General features: G+C 72.7%; 17 protein-coding genes and 1 tRNA gene. 9 read left to right on the top strand and 9 right to left on the bottom strand.

The genetic code is table 11. The features are described from left to right. Positions 1-20: 20 nt before the first annotated feature. On the bottom strand, positions 21-584 hold the full coding sequence (locus C1N81_RS25830) for a GlcG/HbpS family heme-binding protein (protein ID WP_394432938.1): 564 nt from the start codon (positions 582-584) through the stop codon (positions 21-23). A 385-nt stretch (positions 585-969) separates the two neighbouring features. On the opposite strand from C1N81_RS25830, the gene C1N81_RS25825 reads away from it, so the two are divergent. The 3 genes from C1N81_RS25825 (at position 970) to C1N81_RS25815 (ending at position 3,494) form a co-directional block, all read left to right on the top strand. Next, positions 970-2,193: a sensor histidine kinase gene (locus C1N81_RS25825; RefSeq protein WP_394438225.1), complete on the top strand. Its 1,224-nt coding sequence runs from the start codon at positions 970-972 to the stop codon at positions 2,191-2,193. Positions 2,194-2,296: 103 nt separating this feature from the next. Beyond that, positions 2,297-2,926 carry a response regulator gene (locus C1N81_RS25820; protein ID WP_394432936.1) on the top strand — a complete coding sequence of 210 codons (630 nt, stop codon included), beginning with the start codon at positions 2,297-2,299 and terminating at the stop codon, positions 2,924-2,926. 58 nt (positions 2,927-2,984) lie between these two features. Beyond that, positions 2,985-3,494, top strand: a complete 510-nt coding sequence (locus C1N81_RS25815) for a hypothetical protein (RefSeq protein ID WP_394432934.1) — start codon at positions 2,985-2,987, stop codon at positions 3,492-3,494. Positions 3,495-3,516: 22 nt separating this feature from the next. On the opposite strand, the gene C1N81_RS25810 is transcribed toward C1N81_RS25815, so the two are convergent. Then, positions 3,517-4,200 (bottom strand): pentapeptide repeat-containing protein, encoded by a 684-nt coding sequence (locus C1N81_RS25810; RefSeq protein ID WP_394432932.1) that lies wholly within the window; start codon positions 4,198-4,200, stop codon positions 3,517-3,519. Positions 4,201-4,452: 252 nt separating this feature from the next. Here C1N81_RS25810 and C1N81_RS25805 point away from each other — a divergent pair, with 252 nt between their 5' ends. Beyond that, complete coding sequence (locus tag C1N81_RS25805; RefSeq protein WP_394432931.1) at positions 4,453-5,466, top strand: zinc-binding dehydrogenase; 1,014 nt, start codon at positions 4,453-4,455, stop codon at positions 5,464-5,466. Positions 5,467-5,491: 25 nt separating this feature from the next. On the opposite strand, the gene C1N81_RS25800 is transcribed toward C1N81_RS25805, so the two are convergent. Beyond that, positions 5,492-5,965: a GNAT family N-acetyltransferase gene (locus C1N81_RS25800; RefSeq protein WP_394432929.1), complete on the bottom strand. Its 474-nt coding sequence runs from the start codon at positions 5,963-5,965 to the stop codon at positions 5,492-5,494. 31 nt (positions 5,966-5,996) lie between these two features. After that, positions 5,997-6,887: an aminoglycoside phosphotransferase family protein gene (locus tag C1N81_RS25795; RefSeq protein WP_394432927.1), complete on the bottom strand. Its 891-nt coding sequence runs from the start codon at positions 6,885-6,887 to the stop codon at positions 5,997-5,999. 33 nt (positions 6,888-6,920) lie between these two features. On the opposite strand from C1N81_RS25795, the gene C1N81_RS25790 reads away from it, so the two are divergent. Together C1N81_RS25790 and C1N81_RS25785 are read left to right on the top strand one after the other, a co-directional pair. Beyond that, on the top strand, positions 6,921-7,568 hold the full coding sequence (locus tag C1N81_RS25790) for a rhomboid-like protein (RefSeq protein WP_394438223.1): 648 nt from the start codon (positions 6,921-6,923) through the stop codon (positions 7,566-7,568). Between the two features lie 11 nt (positions 7,569-7,579). Further along, entirely contained in the window at positions 7,580-9,004 is a 1,425-nt protein-coding gene (locus C1N81_RS25785) for an NAD(P)/FAD-dependent oxidoreductase (RefSeq protein WP_394432926.1), read from the top strand. A 68-nt stretch (positions 9,005-9,072) separates the two neighbouring features. Here C1N81_RS25785 and C1N81_RS25780 read toward each other — a convergent pair. Next, positions 9,073-9,146 (bottom strand) — tRNA-Thr (locus tag C1N81_RS25780). A 236-nt stretch (positions 9,147-9,382) separates the two neighbouring features. Here C1N81_RS25780 and C1N81_RS25775 point away from each other — a divergent pair. The 3 genes from C1N81_RS25775 (at position 9,383) to C1N81_RS25765 (ending at position 12,018) form a co-directional block, all read left to right on the top strand. Beyond that, positions 9,383-10,519: an ABC transporter ATP-binding protein gene (locus tag C1N81_RS25775; RefSeq protein ID WP_394432924.1), complete on the top strand. Its 1,137-nt coding sequence runs from the start codon at positions 9,383-9,385 to the stop codon at positions 10,517-10,519. A 232-nt stretch (positions 10,520-10,751) separates the two neighbouring features. Continuing rightward, on the top strand, positions 10,752-11,210 hold the full coding sequence (locus C1N81_RS25770; RefSeq protein WP_394432922.1) for a hypothetical protein: 459 nt from the start codon (positions 10,752-10,754) through the stop codon (positions 11,208-11,210). Positions 11,211-11,262: 52 nt separating this feature from the next. Further along, complete coding sequence (locus C1N81_RS25765) at positions 11,263-12,018, top strand: nucleotidyltransferase family protein (RefSeq protein WP_394432920.1); 756 nt, start codon at positions 11,263-11,265, stop codon at positions 12,016-12,018. Positions 12,019-12,119: 101 nt separating this feature from the next. On the opposite strand, the gene C1N81_RS25760 is transcribed toward C1N81_RS25765, so the two are convergent. From C1N81_RS25760 to C1N81_RS25745, 4 genes are all read right to left on the bottom strand, one after another. Next, complete coding sequence (locus tag C1N81_RS25760) at positions 12,120-13,799, bottom strand: DoxX family protein (RefSeq protein WP_394438221.1); 1,680 nt, start codon at positions 13,797-13,799, stop codon at positions 12,120-12,122. Positions 13,800-13,919: 120 nt separating this feature from the next. Then, a complete protein-coding gene (gene rlmB, locus C1N81_RS25755; RefSeq protein ID WP_394432918.1) occupies positions 13,920-14,870 on the bottom strand; it encodes a 23S rRNA (guanosine(2251)-2'-O)-methyltransferase RlmB in 951 nt (316 codons plus the stop codon). 99 nt (positions 14,871-14,969) lie between these two features. After that, on the bottom strand, positions 14,970-16,370 hold the full coding sequence (gene cysS, locus C1N81_RS25750) for a cysteine--tRNA ligase (protein ID WP_394432916.1): 1,401 nt from the start codon (positions 16,368-16,370) through the stop codon (positions 14,970-14,972). Positions 16,371-16,467: 97 nt separating this feature from the next. After that, entirely contained in the window at positions 16,468-16,872 is a 405-nt protein-coding gene (locus tag C1N81_RS25745; RefSeq protein ID WP_394432914.1) for a PPOX class F420-dependent oxidoreductase, read from the bottom strand. Between the last annotated feature and the right edge of the window lie 4 nt (positions 16,873-16,876).

Here is a 16,876-nt window from a genome sequence, read left to right as displayed (position 1 = left end):
GGGCCTCGGCCCCTGGTGGGTCAGCGGAGGTGGAGGGAGTCCACGCCCGCCTGTGCGAACTTCTCGTCCAGGTCCCCCGACGGCGCACCGGCGACACCGATCCCGGCGATCGGGGCGCCCTGCGCGGCCACCGGGGCGCCGCCCGCGAGGAACAGCGTGCCGGGAATGTCCTTCAGGGTCGGCGCCTTGTCCAGGCGCTTGGCCAGCTCGGACGTCGGGGCGTTCCAGGAGACGGCGGTGAACGCCTTCTTCTCCGCCGCCTCGTACGCCTGCGGGCCCGCGCCGTCGCCGCGCAGCGTCAGGACCGTGTTGCCGTTCCGGTCGACGACGGCGACGGAGACCTTCTGGTTCTCCTTCTTCGCGGCGTCGAGCGCGGCCTGCGCCGCCTTGGTCGCCGACGCCAGCGTCAGGTGCGTCGTCGACGTCGTGGCGCCGCCCTTCGCGGCCGGGGCGGCGGCGGGCGCGGCGGCCGGGGCGGCCGGGGAGGAGGCGTTCGCGGTGACGGCGCCGACCGTACCGGCGGCGACGGCGGCGAGGACGGCGCCGCTGGTCACGAGGGTGGAGCGGCGGGAGAGCTTCTTCACGGGGGACTCCTTGACTGGCTTGTGGTCGACCGGCTCGGGTTCGACCGGCTCGGGTCCGACCGGCTCGGGTCCGACCGGCTCGGGTCCGACCGGCTCGGGTTCGACCGGCTTGTGGTCGGCTTGTGTGGTGTTCCGCTCTCAAGCCTGGGCCCGGACAAGGGGGCAGGCCGTCGCCGTTCCGGCTGCTCGTGGGCTGCCGGGCGGACGACACCCGGGTCATCCGATCGGTTGACCCCGGGGGCGGCCCGGCACCCGACAATGGAAGTGTTTGCCCAGTTCGGAGCCGTAGCAGCGGAGGGAGGCGGCCGTGCCGGAGAAGCCTTGGCCGCACATCGACGGCGTCGACCGGAGCTACGAGACCGACGCCCGGCGCCTGACCGCCGTCATGCACGCCGCGTTCTTCCTGCTCCTCGCCGTCGCCCTCGCCCGCTTCCTCCTGCGCCACCCCGGCGAGGACCGCACGCCCTGGATCATCGCCCTGTGCGCCGTGCTCGCGGCGGTGTACGTCGCCGGTTTCGCGGCACGTCCGCGCTCGACGACGGCCGAGCGACGAGTGTGGCTGCTGCTCGTCGTCGCCGTCTGGGTGGCGCTCGTCGCCCTCGCCCCGAGCTTCGCCTGGTGCGCGGTGCCCCTCTTCTACACGGGCCTGCGCACCCTGCCGACCCGGGCCGCGCTCGTCCTGGTGGCGCTCCTGACCGCCCTGGTCATCGCGGCGCAACTGCGGCTCGCGGGCCGCTGGGACCCCGACCTGGTGCTCGGCCCGCCCGCCGTCGTCGTCATCGCCACCGCCGTCTTCCTCCAGATGCAGCGGCAGGCCGTACGTCAGCGGGCCCTCATCGACGACCTGATCCGCACCCGGCGCGAACTCGCCGCGGCCGAACGCCGCGCGGGCACCCTCGCCGAACGCCAGCGCCTGTCCATGGAGATCCACGACACGCTCGCGCAGGGCCTGTCCAGCCAGCAGATGCTGTTGCAGGCCGCCGAGCGGGTGTGGGAGACCGAACCCGCCAAGGCCCGCGCGCACGTCCGCACCGCCGGGTCGGTGGCCGAGCACAACCTCACGGAGGCGCGCCGTTTCGTGCACGACCTGGCCCCCGCCGACCTGGCGCACGGCCTGGCGGAGGCGCTGCGCGCGGTGGCGGCGCGCGAGTCGACCGGGACGCTGACGGTCCGCGTCACCATCGACCCCGGCCACCCGGCGGGCCCCGCCCCGGTGCTGCCCGACCGCGTCCAGTCGGCGCTCCTGCGCATCGCCCAGGGCGCGCTCGCCAACGTACGGGAGCACTCCGGCGCCGCCCACGCTGCGCTCACCCTCACGCTCCTCGACGACCAGGTCGTCCTCGACGTCGCCGACGACGGCCACGGTTTCGCCCCCGCCGCCCTGCCCGACACCCCCTCCGGCGTACGCGGCCACGGCCTCCCGGCGATCCGCGCCCGAGCCCGCCAACTGGGCGGCACGATCACGATCGAATCGTCGGAGGGAGAGGGCACGGTCCTCACAGCATCGATCCCGCTGGCCGACAGCGCCCTGAAGGGGCGCGGGGAGCTGCGCGACCAGCCACGACGAACCCCGCACCCGCGAGACGACGAAAGCCCCCACGGCGTGTAGACGAAAGCCCCCAGACGTGTAGGCGAAAACCCCCAGACGTGTAGACGAAAGCCCCCAGACGTGTAGGCGACGCCCACCCCAGCCCCCACCCCGAGGAGCCCTCTTGCCCCCGACCCGGATCATCCTCTGCGACGACCACGTAGTGGTCCGCGCCGGGCTCCTGGCCCTCCTCGACAGCACCGACGACATCGAGGTCGTCGGCGAGGCGGGCACCGGCGAGGAAGCCCTGGCGCTGGCCGCCAGGCTCACCCCCGACGTGGTCCTCATGGACCTCGCGCTCGGCGACGGCATCGACGGCGTCGAGACGACGCGCCGCCTCACCGCGGGCCCGCCGCCCGCCCCGCACGTCCTCGTCCTGACCACCTACGACACCGACGCCGACATCACCCGCGCCATCGAGGCCGGCGCCACGGGCTACCTGCTGAAGGCGGAGCGCCCGGAGGAACTCTTCGCCGCGATCCACGCGGCGGCGCAGGGCCGCACGACGCTCTCCGCGCCGGTCGCCAGCCGCGTCATGGCCAACCTGCGCAAGCCGCGCCCCACCCTCACCGACCGCGAACGCGACATCCTCGCCCAGCTCGCCCACGGCCTCGGCAACCGCGACATCGCCAGGGCCCTCTTCATCAGCGAGGCGACGGTCAAGACCCACCTCGGCCGCATCTACGACAAGCTCGGCGTGGACACGCGGGCGGGCGCGGTCGCGGTGGCGAAGGAACAGCGCCTGCTGCCGTGAGCGCCCCACCGGACGTGCCCCGCCCGGGGGGCCCACGGGCCGTGACACCATCCCTTACGTGCTCGACATCGGTTACGCCCTCTCCCGCCGCTTCCCGGACCCCCCGCAGACGGACTACCGCCGCGCGGACGTCCACGCGCTGCGCCACGACCTGTTCTGCGGCGACGTCTACCTGGCCGACACCAAGGCCGACCGGGAACTGTCCACAGCCTGGGGATGGGTGCCGGTGCTCGACTTCGCGTGGGCGCTGTGCGACATCGTCGAGCGGCTGGACCGCGACCCGCGCGGCAGCCGCAGCGCCACCCCCCAGTACGCGGAGCTGGACTTCACCGAGTCCACCGACCGCATGATCTTCGAGCGCCGCTTCGGCTGGGTCGACGTGGAGGCCGACTGGATGCCCGGCCACGAACCCCCGCTGACCTTCTCCCACGCGGAACTGCGCCGCGAGGCCCGCGACTTCCTGCACGACCTCATCGCCGACCTCGGCGACATGCACGAGGACCTCACGGAGAACCCGGCGATCTGGGACCTCCAGGCCCGCTTCCCCCGCCTCCCCGAGCACCGCTGACCCGTGCCCTCGACGGCACGGCTCACCCCACCACCCGCACCCCCAACTGCGCCGCGAACGCGGGAGCCAGGTCGAAGAGCTGCGGCGGCGAGATCACCGCGCCGCCCAGCCGGTCCACGCCCCGCGCGATCCCCAGCTCCGCCGCGCCCCGCAGGTCGACGTCCGTCATCGTCACGCCCGTCAGATCCGCCCCCTTCAGCACGCACCCCGGGAACTCCACCCGCTCCAGGCGCGCACCCCCGAAATCGGGCTCCACCAGCACACACCCGTCGAAGACCACGTCCTTGAGGCGTGCCTTGCGCAGGTTCAGGTAGTCGATCTTCCCGCCGCTGATGACGACCCGTTCGAGCACGGCCCCGTGCAGCTGCACCCCGCCGAGCCGCGCGTCCGCCACCTCCACGTCCCGCAGCGTCGCCTCCGCGAGATCCGTACCGACGCCTCTGACCCCGGTCAGCACCGAGTCCAGGAACCGCGCACGCCGCAGCCCCGCGTCGTCGAAGCCGCAGGCCCGGACGGCGCAGTCCATGAACCGCGCCCCGGCCCCGTCCTGCCCCGCGAAGTCCGCCCCCTCGAACGCGAGCCCGTCGTAGTCCCCGTCCGGCTCCAGGCGTCCGCCCTCCTCCCACGGCACCAGCGGAGGCAGCCGCACCTCCGCCCGCCGCGCCCTCTTCACCTTCGCCGCCCCGCCACTCCTGTCCGCTGCCATGTCCCCATGCTGCCCTCCCCCACTGACAACCCCCGGCGCCCGGTCGGCCGCCCTTGACCTCAAGCGCGGTCGAGGTCGAACACTGACGACGTCGAGCACTGACGAAGTCGAACACTGACGAAGTCGAACACTGACGAGGTCGAGCACCGGCGACGTCGAGCACTGACGCAGTCGAGCCCCGACCGAGCCGGACACCGACGCCACGACCGCCCGCGCCCCGGCAGCGCGGTCCCACGGCACGAGGGAGCAGCCATGCACGCCATCCGCCTCCACGCCTTCGGCCCCGCCGAGAACCTGACCTACGAGAAGACCGACGACCCCGAGCCAGGACCCGGCCAGGTCCGTATCGCCGTCGAGGCCGCGGGCGTCCACCTCATCGACACCGCCATCCGCACCGGCGTCCAAGGCCCCCTGCCCCGCCTCCCCGACCTGCCGACCGTCCCCGGCCGCGAAGTCGCGGGCACCGTCGACGCCCTCGGCCCGGACACCGACCCGGCCTGGCTGGGCCGCAAGGTCGTCGCCCACCTGGGTTTCGCCCCCGGCGGCTACGCCGAACTCGCCGTCACGGACGCGGACCGCCTCCACACGGTCCCCACCGGGCTCGACGCCGCCGGGGCCGTCGCCATGATCGGCACCGGCCGCACCGCCCTCGGCATCCTCAACTTCACCGAGACCACCCCCGACACCGTCGCGCTCGTCCCGGCGGCGGCGGGCGGCATCGGCACCCTCCTCGTCCAGTACGTGAAGCACGCGGGCGGCACGGTCATCGGCCTGGCGGGCGGCCCGGCGAAACAAGCGCTGGTCGCGGCCAACGGCGCGGACCTCGCCCTCGACTACAAGGACCCCGACTGGCCGGGGCAGGCCGCCGACTTCCTCGTACGCCTCGGCCGCAAGGCCACCGTCCTCTACGACGGCGTCGGCGGGCCCGTCGCCACCGCCGCCCTCGACCTGCTCGGCCCCGGCGGCCACCACGTCATCTTCGGCTGGTCGGGACAGGGCATCGGCGACACCGGCGGCCCCCGGCTCCTCGACGAGGGCGAACGGGCCCGCCGCGGCCTCGTACAGGAAGAGGTCCTCGGACCGGCCATGCTGCGCAAGGCGGGCGGCGACCACCCGATCCGCACCCTGGAAGTCGCCGCGCTGGACCTCGCGGGCCGCGGCGTCCTCACCCCGGCCGTCCACCGCTTCCCGCTCGCGGAGGCAGCGGCGGCACACCGGGCGCTGGAGACGCGCGGCACGACGGGCAAGGTGGTCCTGGAACCCTAGGGCCGGTCCCAGGCGGCCGGGGCGGTCACCCTCCGAGCTTGTCGAGCGCCTCCCCCGTCAGCCGGTACACGCTCCACTCGTCCTGCGGCCGGGCCCCGAGCGCGCGGTAGAAGTCGATCGAGGGCTCGTTCCAGTCGAGGACGGACCACTCCAGGCGCCCGTACCCGCGCTGGACGCAGATCCGCGCCAGCTCGGTGAGCAGCGCCTTCCCGTGCCCGCCGCCCCGCGCCTCCGGGCGCACGTACAGGTCCTCCAGGTAGATCCCGTGCACCCCGCGCCATGTCGAGAAGTTCAGGAACCACAGCGCGAACCCGACCGGCTCCCCGCTCCCGTCGTCCTCGGCGATGTGCGCGAACGCCGCCGGGCGCTCGCCGAACAGCGCCTCCCGCAGTTGCTCCTCGGTGGCCCGCGCCTCGTCGAGGCAGCGCTCGTACGCGGCGAGTTCACGCACCATGGCGTGGATGACGGACACGTCGGCGGGGCCGGCAGCTCGAATCATGCGCGCAGGCTAACCCCCGCCGCCCCGGCGCTCACCGTCCCCCCAGCAACCGTCCCGCGATCTCCAGATCGTCCGCCGCGAGGTCGCGCCCGTCCTTGACGTCCCACAGCGCGTTCTGCAGCACCCGGCCCAGCGTCCACGCCCGCGCCCGGTCCCGGTCGAGGCCGAGGACGTCCGTCATCGCGTCGAACCGCCACCGCACCTCCTCCGGCTCGAAGCGGTTGTCGAGCGCGGGCCACAGGTCGAAGCCCGGGTCACCGGCGAGCGGCTTCGGGTCGATGGCGACCCACGGCTCCCGCTCGCTCGCGAGCACGTTCTCGAAGTGCAGGTCCCAATGGAGCAGCCGGTCCCCCGCGGGCTCGGCCGCGACCTCCCGCAGCGCCGCCGCGCAGGACGCCACCACGGCCCGCCGCCCCGGATCGGCGATCGCGGGCAGCGCCGCCGGCACGTCCGCCAGCATCCGCGCGGCGATGTCGTCCAGGCGCCGCATCCCCTCGGGCGCGGGCCCGGCCGTGAGCCGCGCGAGCAGCTCGGCGATGACCAGGACGGCCTCGCGGCTGTCCTCCACCGTGCTCAACATCCGCCCGGCGTCCAGCCGTTCGAGCAGCATCGTGCCCGTACCGGCGTCATGGTCGAGCAGGCGCACCGCACCGTCGCCGCCCCAGACCCGCAGCGCGACGGGCTCCCCCTCGGTCTCCTCGTCGAGCACCTGGAACTTCACCACCGCGGGCACCCCGTCCGCCCGCCGCACCACCGGCAGCACCAGCGCCGCGACGCCGTGCATCGGCGCCCCGTCGAGCCGCAGATCCCACCGCTCGACGAACTCCTCCACCCGCGCGGGCAGCGCCGCGATGAACGCGCGGCCCGCCTCCCCCGCGTACTCCGCCTGCGACCGTGCGAGCCCCTCCGGAATGTCGATCACGCGGCCGACCCTACCCGCGTGCCTGAATCGACCATGCGCCTTTTTCTCCGCCGCGCAGGAACGCTCGCCGGGTCGTACGTCCGCCGCGCCCCCTGCACGTACCTCTGGCTGACCGCGCTCTTCTTCACCACCGTCGCGCTGCACCACATGGACCCGCACGTCGAGCACGCCTTCCTGCGCCAACGCTCGACCAACCTCCATGAACTCTCGACGCACCCCGTCCGCGTCCTCGTCTCCTCCGCGCTCTGGGTCGACGGCGGCAGCTGGTGGCCGTACGCCGTGCTCTACACCGTCTTCCACGCCCAGGCCGAACGCTGGCTCTCCACCCCGCGCTGGCTCGTGGTCGTCGCCGCCGCGCACATCCTCGCCACCCTGATCAGCGAAGGCGCCCTCCTCTGGGCCATCCGCACCGGCCACGCGCCCCCGTCCGCCGTCAACACCCTGGACATCGGCGTCAGTTATGCCCTGGCGGGCAGCATCGGCGTCCTCACCTACCGCATCGCCCCACCGTGGCGCTACGCGTACCTGGTGGCGGCCCTCCTCCTGTACGGCGGCCCCCTCGCCGCCACCCGCACCTTCACCGACCTCGGCCACCTCACCGCCCTCCTCATCGGCCTCGCCTGCCTCCCGCTCGCCAAAGGCCGCGGCCGACCCCTGCCGCTCACCCGCCCCGCGCAGTAACGTCCACCGCCATGAGCAGCGCGAACAGCATCGGCAGCGGCGCGGCCGGCCCCGCCAACGGCGGCATATCGTTCTGGTACGCGGACGACGGCCTGCCCGCACCCCGCGAGCCCCTCACCGGCGACGCGAGCGCCGACGTCGTCATCGTCGGCGGCGGCTACACGGGCCTGTGGACGGCCTACTACCTGAAGAAGGCCGCCCCCTTCCTCCGCATCACCGTCCTTGAACAGAAGTTCTGCGGCTACGGCGCCTCGGGGCGCAACGGCGGCTGGCTCTACAACGGCATCGCCGGGCGCGACCGCTACGCAGCCCTGCACGGCCACGACGCCGCCGTCCGCCTCCAGCAGGCCATGAACGCCACGGTGAGCGAGGTCATCGACGTGGCCCGCGCGGAATCCATCGACGCGGACATCCACCACGGCGGCGTCCTCGAAGTCGCCTACACCCCGGCCCAATTGGCCCGCCTCAAGTCCTTCCACGCCACGGAGGTCTCGTACGGCGAGAAGGACCGCACCCTGCACGGCGCCCGCGAGACCACCGACCGCGTCCGCGTCGCCGGCGCCGTCGGCTCCACCTGGACCCCGCACGGCGCCCGCCTCCACCCGGTGAAACTCCTCAAGGGCCTGGCCCGCGCGGTGGAGTCGCTCGGCGTCACGATCCACGAATCGACCCCGGTCACGGAGATCGAGCCCAAGCACGCCGTCACCCCCTACGGCACGGTCCGCGCCCCCTACATCCTGCGCTGCACCGAAGGCTTCACCGCGTCCCTCAAGGGCAGCCGCCGCACCTGGCTCCCCATGAACTCCTCCATGATCGCCACGGCCCCGCTCACCCCCGCCCAATGGGACTCGATCGGCTGGGAAGGCCGCGAAACCCTCGGCGACATGGCCCACGCCTACCTCTACGCCCAGCGCACCGCCGACGACCGCATCGCCCTCGGCGGCCGCGGCCACCCCTACCGCTACGCCTCCCGCACCGACGCCGACGGCCGCACGCACCCGGCGACGGTCGCCTCCCTGACCCACCTCCTGACGGGCCTCTTCCCGCAACTCACCGGCGTCCCCGTCACCCACACCTGGTCCGGCGTCCTCGGCGTCCCCCGCGACTGGTGCGCCACCGTCGCCCTGGACCGCTCGACCGGCCTCGGCTGGGCGGGCGGCTACGTCGGCTCCGGCGTCGCCACCTCCAACCTGGCCGCCCGCACCCTGCGCGACCTGGTCCAGCAGGACTCGGGCCAGTCCGGCCCCACCGACCTCACGACCCTCCCCTGGACCAACCACAAGGTCCGCAAATGGGAGCCCGAACCCTTCCGCTGGCTCGGCGTGCACGGCCTGTACGCCACCTACCGCACAGCGGACCGCCGGGAGCGGACCACGCACGCGGCCACGTCCTCCCGCCTGGCCAACCTGGCCGACCGCCTCACGGGCCGCCACTGACACGAGCACTGACACGAAAGGGCCCCGCTCCTCGACGCGAGAAGCGGGGCCCTTCCTGACAGTCCCGGAGCCCCCTGTCGGATTCGAACCGACGACCTACGCATTACAAGTGCGTTGCTCTGGCCATCTGAGCTAAGGAGGCAGCCCGAGCAGTGTAACCAACGCCGGAGGCCGTCCCGTCGAATATTTCGGCGAATCTCACAGGCTCCCGACTACTGACAGACCGGCCACCCGCCAGGTACGGTCCGATCAGTTCACCCACGTGGACTACACCAGTGCTTCACCATGCTTCACGCCGCCGTGGCACGAGCCGTGGCGGCCCCGCCTTTACAACGGATCGTCCGGCACGTTCCTGCCGGTGAAGGGGGCTTCACAGCCATGGCATCTGTCACGTTCGACAAGGCGACCCGCGTCTACCCGGGTTCGACCAAGCCCGCCGTCGACGGCCTGGACATCGAGATCGAGGACGGCGAGTTCCTCGTCCTGGTCGGCCCGTCCGGCTGCGGCAAGTCGACCTCCCTGCGCATGCTCGCGGGTCTGGAGGACGTCAACGGCGGAGCCATCCGCATCGGCGACCGCGACGTCACGCACCTCCCGCCGAAGGACCGGGACATCGCCATGGTGTTCCAGAACTATGCGCTGTACCCGCACATGAGCGTCGCCGACAACATGGGCTTCGCCCTCAAGATCGCCGGCGTGAACAAGGCGGAGATCCGGCAGAAGGTCGAGGAGGCCGCGAAGATCCTCGACCTCACCGAGTACCTGGACCGCAAGCCGAAGGCGCTCTCCGGTGGTCAGCGCCAGCGTGTCGCCATGGGCCGCGCCATCGTGCGTGAGCCCCAGGTGTTCCTCATGGACGAGCCGCTGTCGAACCTCGACGCCAAGCTCCGTGTGTCGACCCGTACGCAGATCGCCTCGCTCCAGCGCCGCCTCGGCATCACCACCGTCTACGTCACCCACGACCAGGTCGAGGCCATGACGATGGGCGACCGCGTCGCGGTCCTCAAGGACGGTCTGCTGCAGCAGGTCGACTCGCCGCGCAACATGTACGACCGCCCGGCCAACCTCTTCGTCGCCGGCTTCATCGGCTCCCCCGCCATGAACCTGGTCGAGGTCCCGATCACCGACGGCGGCGTGAAGTTCGGCAACTCGGTCGTCCCGGTCAACCGTGAGGCCCTCAAGGCCGCCGCCGACAAGGGCGACACCACGGTGACGGTCGGTGTCCGCCCCGAGCACTTCGACATCGTCGAGCACGGCGGCGAGGCCGCCAAGACCCTCACCAAGGACGCCAGCGACGCCCCGGCGGGCCTCGCGGTCTCGGTGAACGTGGTGGAGGAGCTCGGCGCCGACGGCTACGTCTACGGCGCCGCGCAGGTCGGCGGCGAGCACAAGGACCTGGTCGTCCGGGTCAACGGCCGCCAGGTGCCGGAGAAGGGCGCGCAGCTGCACGTCGTGCCGCGCGCGGGCGAGACCCACGTCTTCTCGACCTCGACGGGTGAGCGTCTCTCCGACTGATACACCGACCGATACACCGCAGGACGACCGAGGGCCCCGCGCTGCGTCAGCGCGGGGCCCTCGCGCAGCTTCGGCGCATATGCCCTGGGCCCGGTCCGTGTCGACAAATACCCCGGCAAGTAAGACATATAGGCCAGTGGCGTCAACGCGTAAGCAAAGAAACCTAGTTGCCCGTCCCTCGGTCGAGTGACGAAATGTCGCCAAATCATCACTGACCGCTACGCTCACTCGCGTGACGCACTCCGCTGACTACACCCAGAAGCCGCGCCGAGCCCGGGGCCAGGGCCCCGCCCGCCGCGCCGCCCGCACGCTCGCGTTCGTCCTGCCGGTGATGCTGGTGCTCTCCGGGACCCTCGCGGTCACCCGAGTCAACTGGTCCGGGAACGACGCGGACTCCATCCTCACGGCTTCCTCACACGATGTCTCCGCCCGCGCCAAGTCGCGCGCCCCGCAGGACGTCCTGCGCGACCGCCTCCTGCAAGAGCTCCAGGAGGACAACCCCGGGATCGCCCTGACCCACCTCCAGCAGGAGGTCGACCGCCGCCCGTCGCTCGCCAAGCACTGCATGTCGATCGCGAAGGCCCTGGGCCGCGCCGCGGTGCAGGCGTACGGTCCGGCGCGCGCCCAGTCCTACGCGCGGCCGGTCTGTGACACCTCCTTCGCATCGGGGGTGGCCGGGTTCCGCGCCTGAGCAACCCCGCGATCGGCCGCCCGGCGGGCCGTGCGCACGTACAGTTCCGGTCATGACGACCGTTGAACCGTCCGCGCACGGCCCGCACTCCTCTGTCCACCGCCCCACCCAGGCCGTCGTCCTGGCGGGCGGCCAGGGTTCGCGGCTGCGCCCGTACACCGACGACCGGCCGAAGCCGATGGTGGAGATCCCGGGTACGGGGACGCCGATCATCGGGCATCAGCTGGCCTGGCTCGCCGAGGAGGGCGTCACCGACGCCGTCGTCTCGTGCGGGCACCTCGCCGAGGTCCTCCAGGAGTGGCTGGAGGGGGCCGACCTGCCGCTGCGGGTCACGACGGTCGTCGAGAAGGAGCCGCTCGGCCGGGGCGGCGGCCTGAAGTTCGCGGCCCGGCACCTCCCGCACCAGGACCGGCCCTGGTACGCGACGAACGGTGACATCTGGACCCGTTTCTCGCTGCGCGACATGGCCGACTTCCACCACGAACGCGAGGCCACGGCCACGCTCGCCCTCGCCCGCCCGCGCATCCCGTGGGGCGCCGTCGAGACGGACGCGTTCGGCCACATCACGGACTTCGTCGAGGCGCCGCCGTCGCCGTACCTGATCAACGCGGGCCTGTACGTCCTCTCCCCCGAGTTCACCTCGCTGCTCCCGGACACCGGCGACCACGAGCGCACCACGTTCCCGCGGCTGGCCCGCGCCAAGCGCCTCGCCGGTTTCCCGATCCCGCAGGGCGCCTACTGGCGGGCGATCGACACGGCGAAGGACCTCAGCGAGGCGGCGAAGGAGCTTGCGACGCTGCGCCGTTGAGACGTAGGCGTACGAGAACGACCCACGCCTGCGCCTACGAGGAAGGGGCCCCGCACGTCCGTCGTGCGGGGCCCCTTCCTCGTACGTGGGGAACAGCGGGGTCAGCCGAGCAGACCGCCCACCAGCCTGCCGCCGCCCCCACCGCTGCCGCTGCCGCCCTCCTCGGGGCCGCCACCGCCGCCGCCGGAGGACGTACCGCCGTCGGACGTGGTGCCGCCGTCGCCGCCGGTGCTGCCGCCGCTGGTGGCCGGGCCGGCCGTGGTGCTGGCCGGGGGCTCCTGCGGAGTCGTCTGGCGGGGCGGGGCCTGGCCGGCCGTGGCGCCCTGGGTCGGGGTGGTCGTGGTGCCGCTGACGGTGCCGGAGTCGCGGGTGGCGCCCGGGGCGCTGGCCGCGCCGGACGGGCTCGCCGTGGTGCCCTGCGTCGGGGAGCTGGACGAGGCCGACGGGGACTGCGACCGGCGCTGCTCGGCGCCCGGGGTGGACGGGAGCGGGGAGCCCGGCTGCTCGTTGCGCGGGGCGTCGCCGGGGCCCGGGGCCGTGACGCGGTCGGCGTCGCGGACGGCGCTGCCGAGCAGGGAGCCGACGAGCAGCGTGGAGCCGATGACGAGGGTGGCGATGACGGTGCCGCGGCGCAGGACGTAGCGGCGCAGGTCCCACAGGGCGGTGCGGGGTCCGAGCCGCCGCCAGGCACCGGCGGCGAGGCGGCCGTCGACCGAGTAGACCGGGGCGCCCGCGATGATCAGCGGCGACCAGGCGGCCAGGTAGATGATGTCGGGCGCGTCGTAGGCGGGGACGGTCTTCCAGCTCACGGTGAGCAGGAGCGCGGCCGAGAGCAGGGCGCCGAGGACGGCGGCGATCCGCTGCCACAGGCCGAGGACGGTGAGGACACCGACGATGACCTGGGCGAAGGCGATGACGAGCCCGGCGCCGACGGGGTGCTGGAGCGCCCAGTCGCGCATGGGTTCGGCGAGCGCCCACGGGTGCAGCGAGTTCAGCCACTTGACCATGGAGCCGCGCTCGCCGCCGTCGAAGTAGACGGGGTCGCAGAGCTTGCCCATGCCCGCGTAGATGGAGATGAAGCCGAGGAAGACGCGGAGCGGGAGGAGGACGACGCCGAGGTTCATCCGGCGGCCCGGGTAGTAGGCGTGCCGGACGGGTCCGTAGCGCCGGGCGGCGGTGGTCTCGTTCGCCGTCTCCTCGTCGCCGTCGGGGCCGTCGAACCCGTCGTCCCCGTACGGGATCTGCTGGAGTTCGCCGGTCTCCTCGAAGGCGGCGCCGGACTGGCGCATCTGCGGCAGGATCCGGGTGCCGGGGCCGCCGCTCTGGCGGCCGATGACGACGGGCGTCTCCTCGGTCGCCTCGCCCGCGTACATCTCGCCGGTGGGGTCGCCGTCCATGTCGACGCGCGGGATGACCTGTGTGGCACCACCGTCGTCCGGCTCGCCCACGCGGCGCGCGGACTGCAGCAGGCCGCTGGCGGCGAGGTCCTGGGCGCCGCGCATGACGACGGGGCGGCGCCGGGCGCCGGGCGTGCCGGCGCCGGTGATGACGGGGATACGGGTGGTCGACGCTTCGGCTCCGGCCATCCCCATGGCGCTCAAGTGCCGTGCGATACGCGGGAGTTGCGTCTGCTGCGCCCTGGGAAGCTGCACGCGGAAACTAGCGTGGTTGACGATGACCTGCGCCGGGTCGCACGGAACCTTCACCATGCTCAGCGCGGGAGCGTCGTCGAATCCCGACGAGCGGTCCCCCGAGGGTGTGCGGGGCGTTCTGGTGTCCACACTCATCTAACCGAGTGATGTGTGTTTAGGACACTGCCTTGACCGCACCGAAATGTCCGGGCCCCGTCAAACCTGCAACAAAGCTGGTGAGAGGGGCGGGGCCCGGAGCGGACGTGCCGGTCAGGCGCGGCGGCGCGACGCCTCGTAGAGCACGACACCAGCGGCGACACCGGCGTTCAGCGACTCGGCGCCGCCCGGCATCGGGATGCGGACGCGGAAGTCGCAGGTCTCGCCGACCAGCCGGGACAGGCCCTTGCCCTCGCTGCCGACCACGATGACGACCGGGCCGGAGAGCGCCTCGAGGTCGCCGACCTCGTGGTCGCCGTCGGCGGCGAGGCCCACGATCGCGACGCCCGCCTTCTTGTACTGCTCCAGGGCGCGCGTCAGGTTGGTCGCGCGGGCGACGGGCGTACGGGCGGCGGTACCGGCCGACGTCTTCCACGCGCCGGCGGTCATCCCGGCGGCCCGGCGCTCGGGCACGACCACGCCGTGGCCGCCGAACGCGGAGACGGAGCGGACGACGGCGCCCAGGTTGCGCGGGTCGGTGACGCCGTCGAGGGCGACGATCAGCGGGTCCTGGCCCTCGTCGAAGGCGGCGGCGACGAGGTCCTCCGGGTGCGCGTACTCGTACGGCGGGACCTGGAGGACGAGGCCCTGGTGGTTGAGGCCGTTGGTCATGCGGTCCAGCTCGGGGCGCGGGGCCTCCATGAGGTGGATGCCGCCGCGCTCACCGGCGAGCTGGAGCGCCTCGCGCACCCGCTCGTCGTTGTCGATGAACTGCTGGACGTAGAGCGTGGAGGCGGGCACGCCCTCGCGCAGCGCCTCGACGACCGGGTTGCGGCCGACGACCATCTCGGACGCCGACTTGCCGCGCGGGCCGCCGGTGCGGCTGGTGGGGCGGCGGGCGGCCTGCTTGGCCGCCGCGTTGGCGATGCGGTTCTTCTTGTGGCCCTTGCGCGCCTCGGCGGGCGGGGTGGGGCCCTTGCCTTCGAGGCCCTTGCGCCGCTGGCCGCCACTGCCGACCTGCGCGCCCTTCTTGCCGGACATGCGGCGGTTGTTGTTGGCGGCCATGACCTACCTGTCTCTTACGGGAACACGTGGATGTACGTGTATGTGTGTGTACTTCTATGAAGTGTGCCGCCCGACGGCGCGGGCGGCACATTCGGGGGTTCAGCGGGGGCCGAGGCTCCAGCGCGGTCCGCTCGAGCTGTCCTCGATGACGAGCCCGGACTGGCCGAGCTGGTCGCGGATGGCGTCGGCGGTGGCCCAGTCCTTGCGGGCGCGGGCCGATTCGCGCTGGTCGAGCACGAGCCGGACCAGGGTGTCGACGACGCCGTGCAGGTCCTCGCCGCGGTCGCTCTCGCCCGCCCAGTGCGGGTCGAGCGGGTCGAGGCCGAGGACGCCGAGCATGGCGCGGACCTCGGCGAGGCGGGCCACGGCGGCTTCCTTGTCGTCGGCGGCGAGCGCCGAGTTCCCCTGCCGGACGGCGGTGTGCACGATGGCGAGCGCCTGCGGCACGCCGAGGTCGTCGTCCATGGCCTCGGCGAAGGCCGGAGGCACCTCGTCGGCCGGGTCCACGACGCCGCCCGCCTTCTCGGCGACGCGCTGGATGAACCCCTCGATGCGGGCGAACGCGGACTCGGCCTCGCGCAGCGCGTCCTCGCTGTACTCGATGGTCGAGCGGTAGTGCGGAGTGCCCAGGTAGTACCGGAGCACGATGGGCCGCCAGTGCTTGACCATCTCGGAGACGAGGACGCTGTTGCCGAGCGACTTCGACATCTTCTCGCCGGCCATGGTGACCCACGAGTTGTGCACCCAGTACGTGGCGAACTCGTCGCCGTACGCCTTGGCCTGGGCGATCTCGTTCTCGTGGTGCGGGAAGATCAGGTCGATGCCGCCGCCGTGGATGTCGAAGGCGGAGCCCAGGTACTTGTGGGCCATCGCCGAGCACTCCAGGTGCCAGCCGGGCCGCCCGCGGCCCCAGGGCGTCTCCCAGCTGGGCTCGCCCTCCTTGGCCGCCTTCCACATGGCGAAGTCGCGGGAGTCGCGCTTGCCGGTGACGCCCTCCTCCGGCGGCTGCAGCAGGTTGTCGATGTCCTGGTTGGACAGCTGGAGGTAGCCGGGGAAGGAGCGGACGTCGAAGTAGACGTTCCCGTCGGCCTCGTAGGCGTGGCCGCGCTCGATGAGGCCGCGCATCATCTCGACCATCTCGGTGACATGGCCGGTGGCGCGCGGCTCGTAGGTGGGCGGCAGGCAGCCGAGGGCGGTGTAGGCGTCGTTGAACGCCCGCTCGTTCTCGTACCCGATCGACCACCACGGGCGGTTCTGCTCGGCCGCCTTCTTGATGATCTTGTCGTCGATGTCCGTCACGTTGCGCACGAACGTCACGTCATAGCCGCGGTAGGTGAACCAGCGGCGCATGATGTCGAAGTTCAGGCCCGAGCGGATGTGCCCGATGTGCGGGGCGGCCTGCACGGTGGCACCACACAGGTAGATCGAGACACAGCCCGGCGTGAGCGGGGTGAAGTCGCGAGTCTGCCGGGCGCTGGTGTCGTACAGGCGAATAGTCACCCCTCCAGGGTAGTGGGCCCGGAGGGGTGCCATGGGCCCGACGGTGTCACGGCCCGTGTCATCACCCCGGCCGGGCCGGAACGAGGACACGGGCCCCCTACAGGCCGCCCACGACCTTGCGCGCGCGGACCCGCACGACGACCCGCTCGCCGTCCTGGGCGGAGGCCGGGTTGAACTCCGCGTACTTCTTGCCGGTGTACTTGAGGGACAGCTCGTCGATGAGTTCCTGGCCGCCCTCGGTGGTGATCTCGGCGGTGCCGCGGATCTCGGCGTACGTGTACGGGTTGTCGGCGGGCTGCACCAGGACCGTCACGCGCGGGTCGCGGCGCAGGTTCTTCTCCTTGCGGCGGTCGACGGTCGTGGAGAACAGGACGTCGTCGCCGTCGCGCTTGGCCCAGACCGGCGAGACCTGGGGGCTGCCGTCGGGCTGGATCGTGGCGACGTTGATGAAGACCTTGGTGTCGAGCAGCGCCTTGAGCTCGTCGGACAGATGGGCGGACATGGGC

This window comes from Streptomyces sp. SGAir0957 (assembly GCF_043523415.1).
This window is presented reverse-complemented; position numbering and strand designations above follow the sequence as displayed.

Coding starts and splice junctions, on each gene's coding strand:
- C1N81_RS25765 (WP_394432920.1), top strand. CDS start 11,263: ATGACGACCGTTGAACCGTCCGCGCACGGCCCGCACTCCTCTGTCCAC.
- C1N81_RS25785 (WP_394432926.1), top strand. CDS start 7,580: ATGAGCAGCGCGAACAGCATCGGCAGCGGCGCGGCCGGCCCCGCCAAC.
- C1N81_RS25775 (WP_394432924.1), top strand. CDS start 9,383: ATGGCATCTGTCACGTTCGACAAGGCGACCCGCGTCTACCCGGGTTCG.
- C1N81_RS25825 (WP_394438225.1), top strand. CDS start 970: ATGCACGCCGCGTTCTTCCTGCTCCTCGCCGTCGCCCTCGCCCGCTTC.
- C1N81_RS25745 (WP_394432914.1), bottom strand. CDS start 16,872: ATGTCCGCCCATCTGTCCGACGAGCTCAAGGCGCTGCTCGACACCAAG.
- C1N81_RS25790 (WP_394438223.1), top strand. CDS start 6,921: ATGCGCCTTTTTCTCCGCCGCGCAGGAACGCTCGCCGGGTCGTACGTC.
- C1N81_RS25800 (WP_394432929.1), bottom strand. CDS start 5,965: ATGATTCGAGCTGCCGGCCCCGCCGACGTGTCCGTCATCCACGCCATG.
- rlmB (WP_394432918.1), bottom strand. CDS start 14,870: ATGGCCGCCAACAACAACCGCCGCATGTCCGGCAAGAAGGGCGCGCAG.
- C1N81_RS25810 (WP_394432932.1), bottom strand. CDS start 4,200: ATGGCAGCGGACAGGAGTGGCGGGGCGGCGAAGGTGAAGAGGGCGCGG.
- C1N81_RS25805 (WP_394432931.1), top strand. CDS start 4,453: ATGCACGCCATCCGCCTCCACGCCTTCGGCCCCGCCGAGAACCTGACC.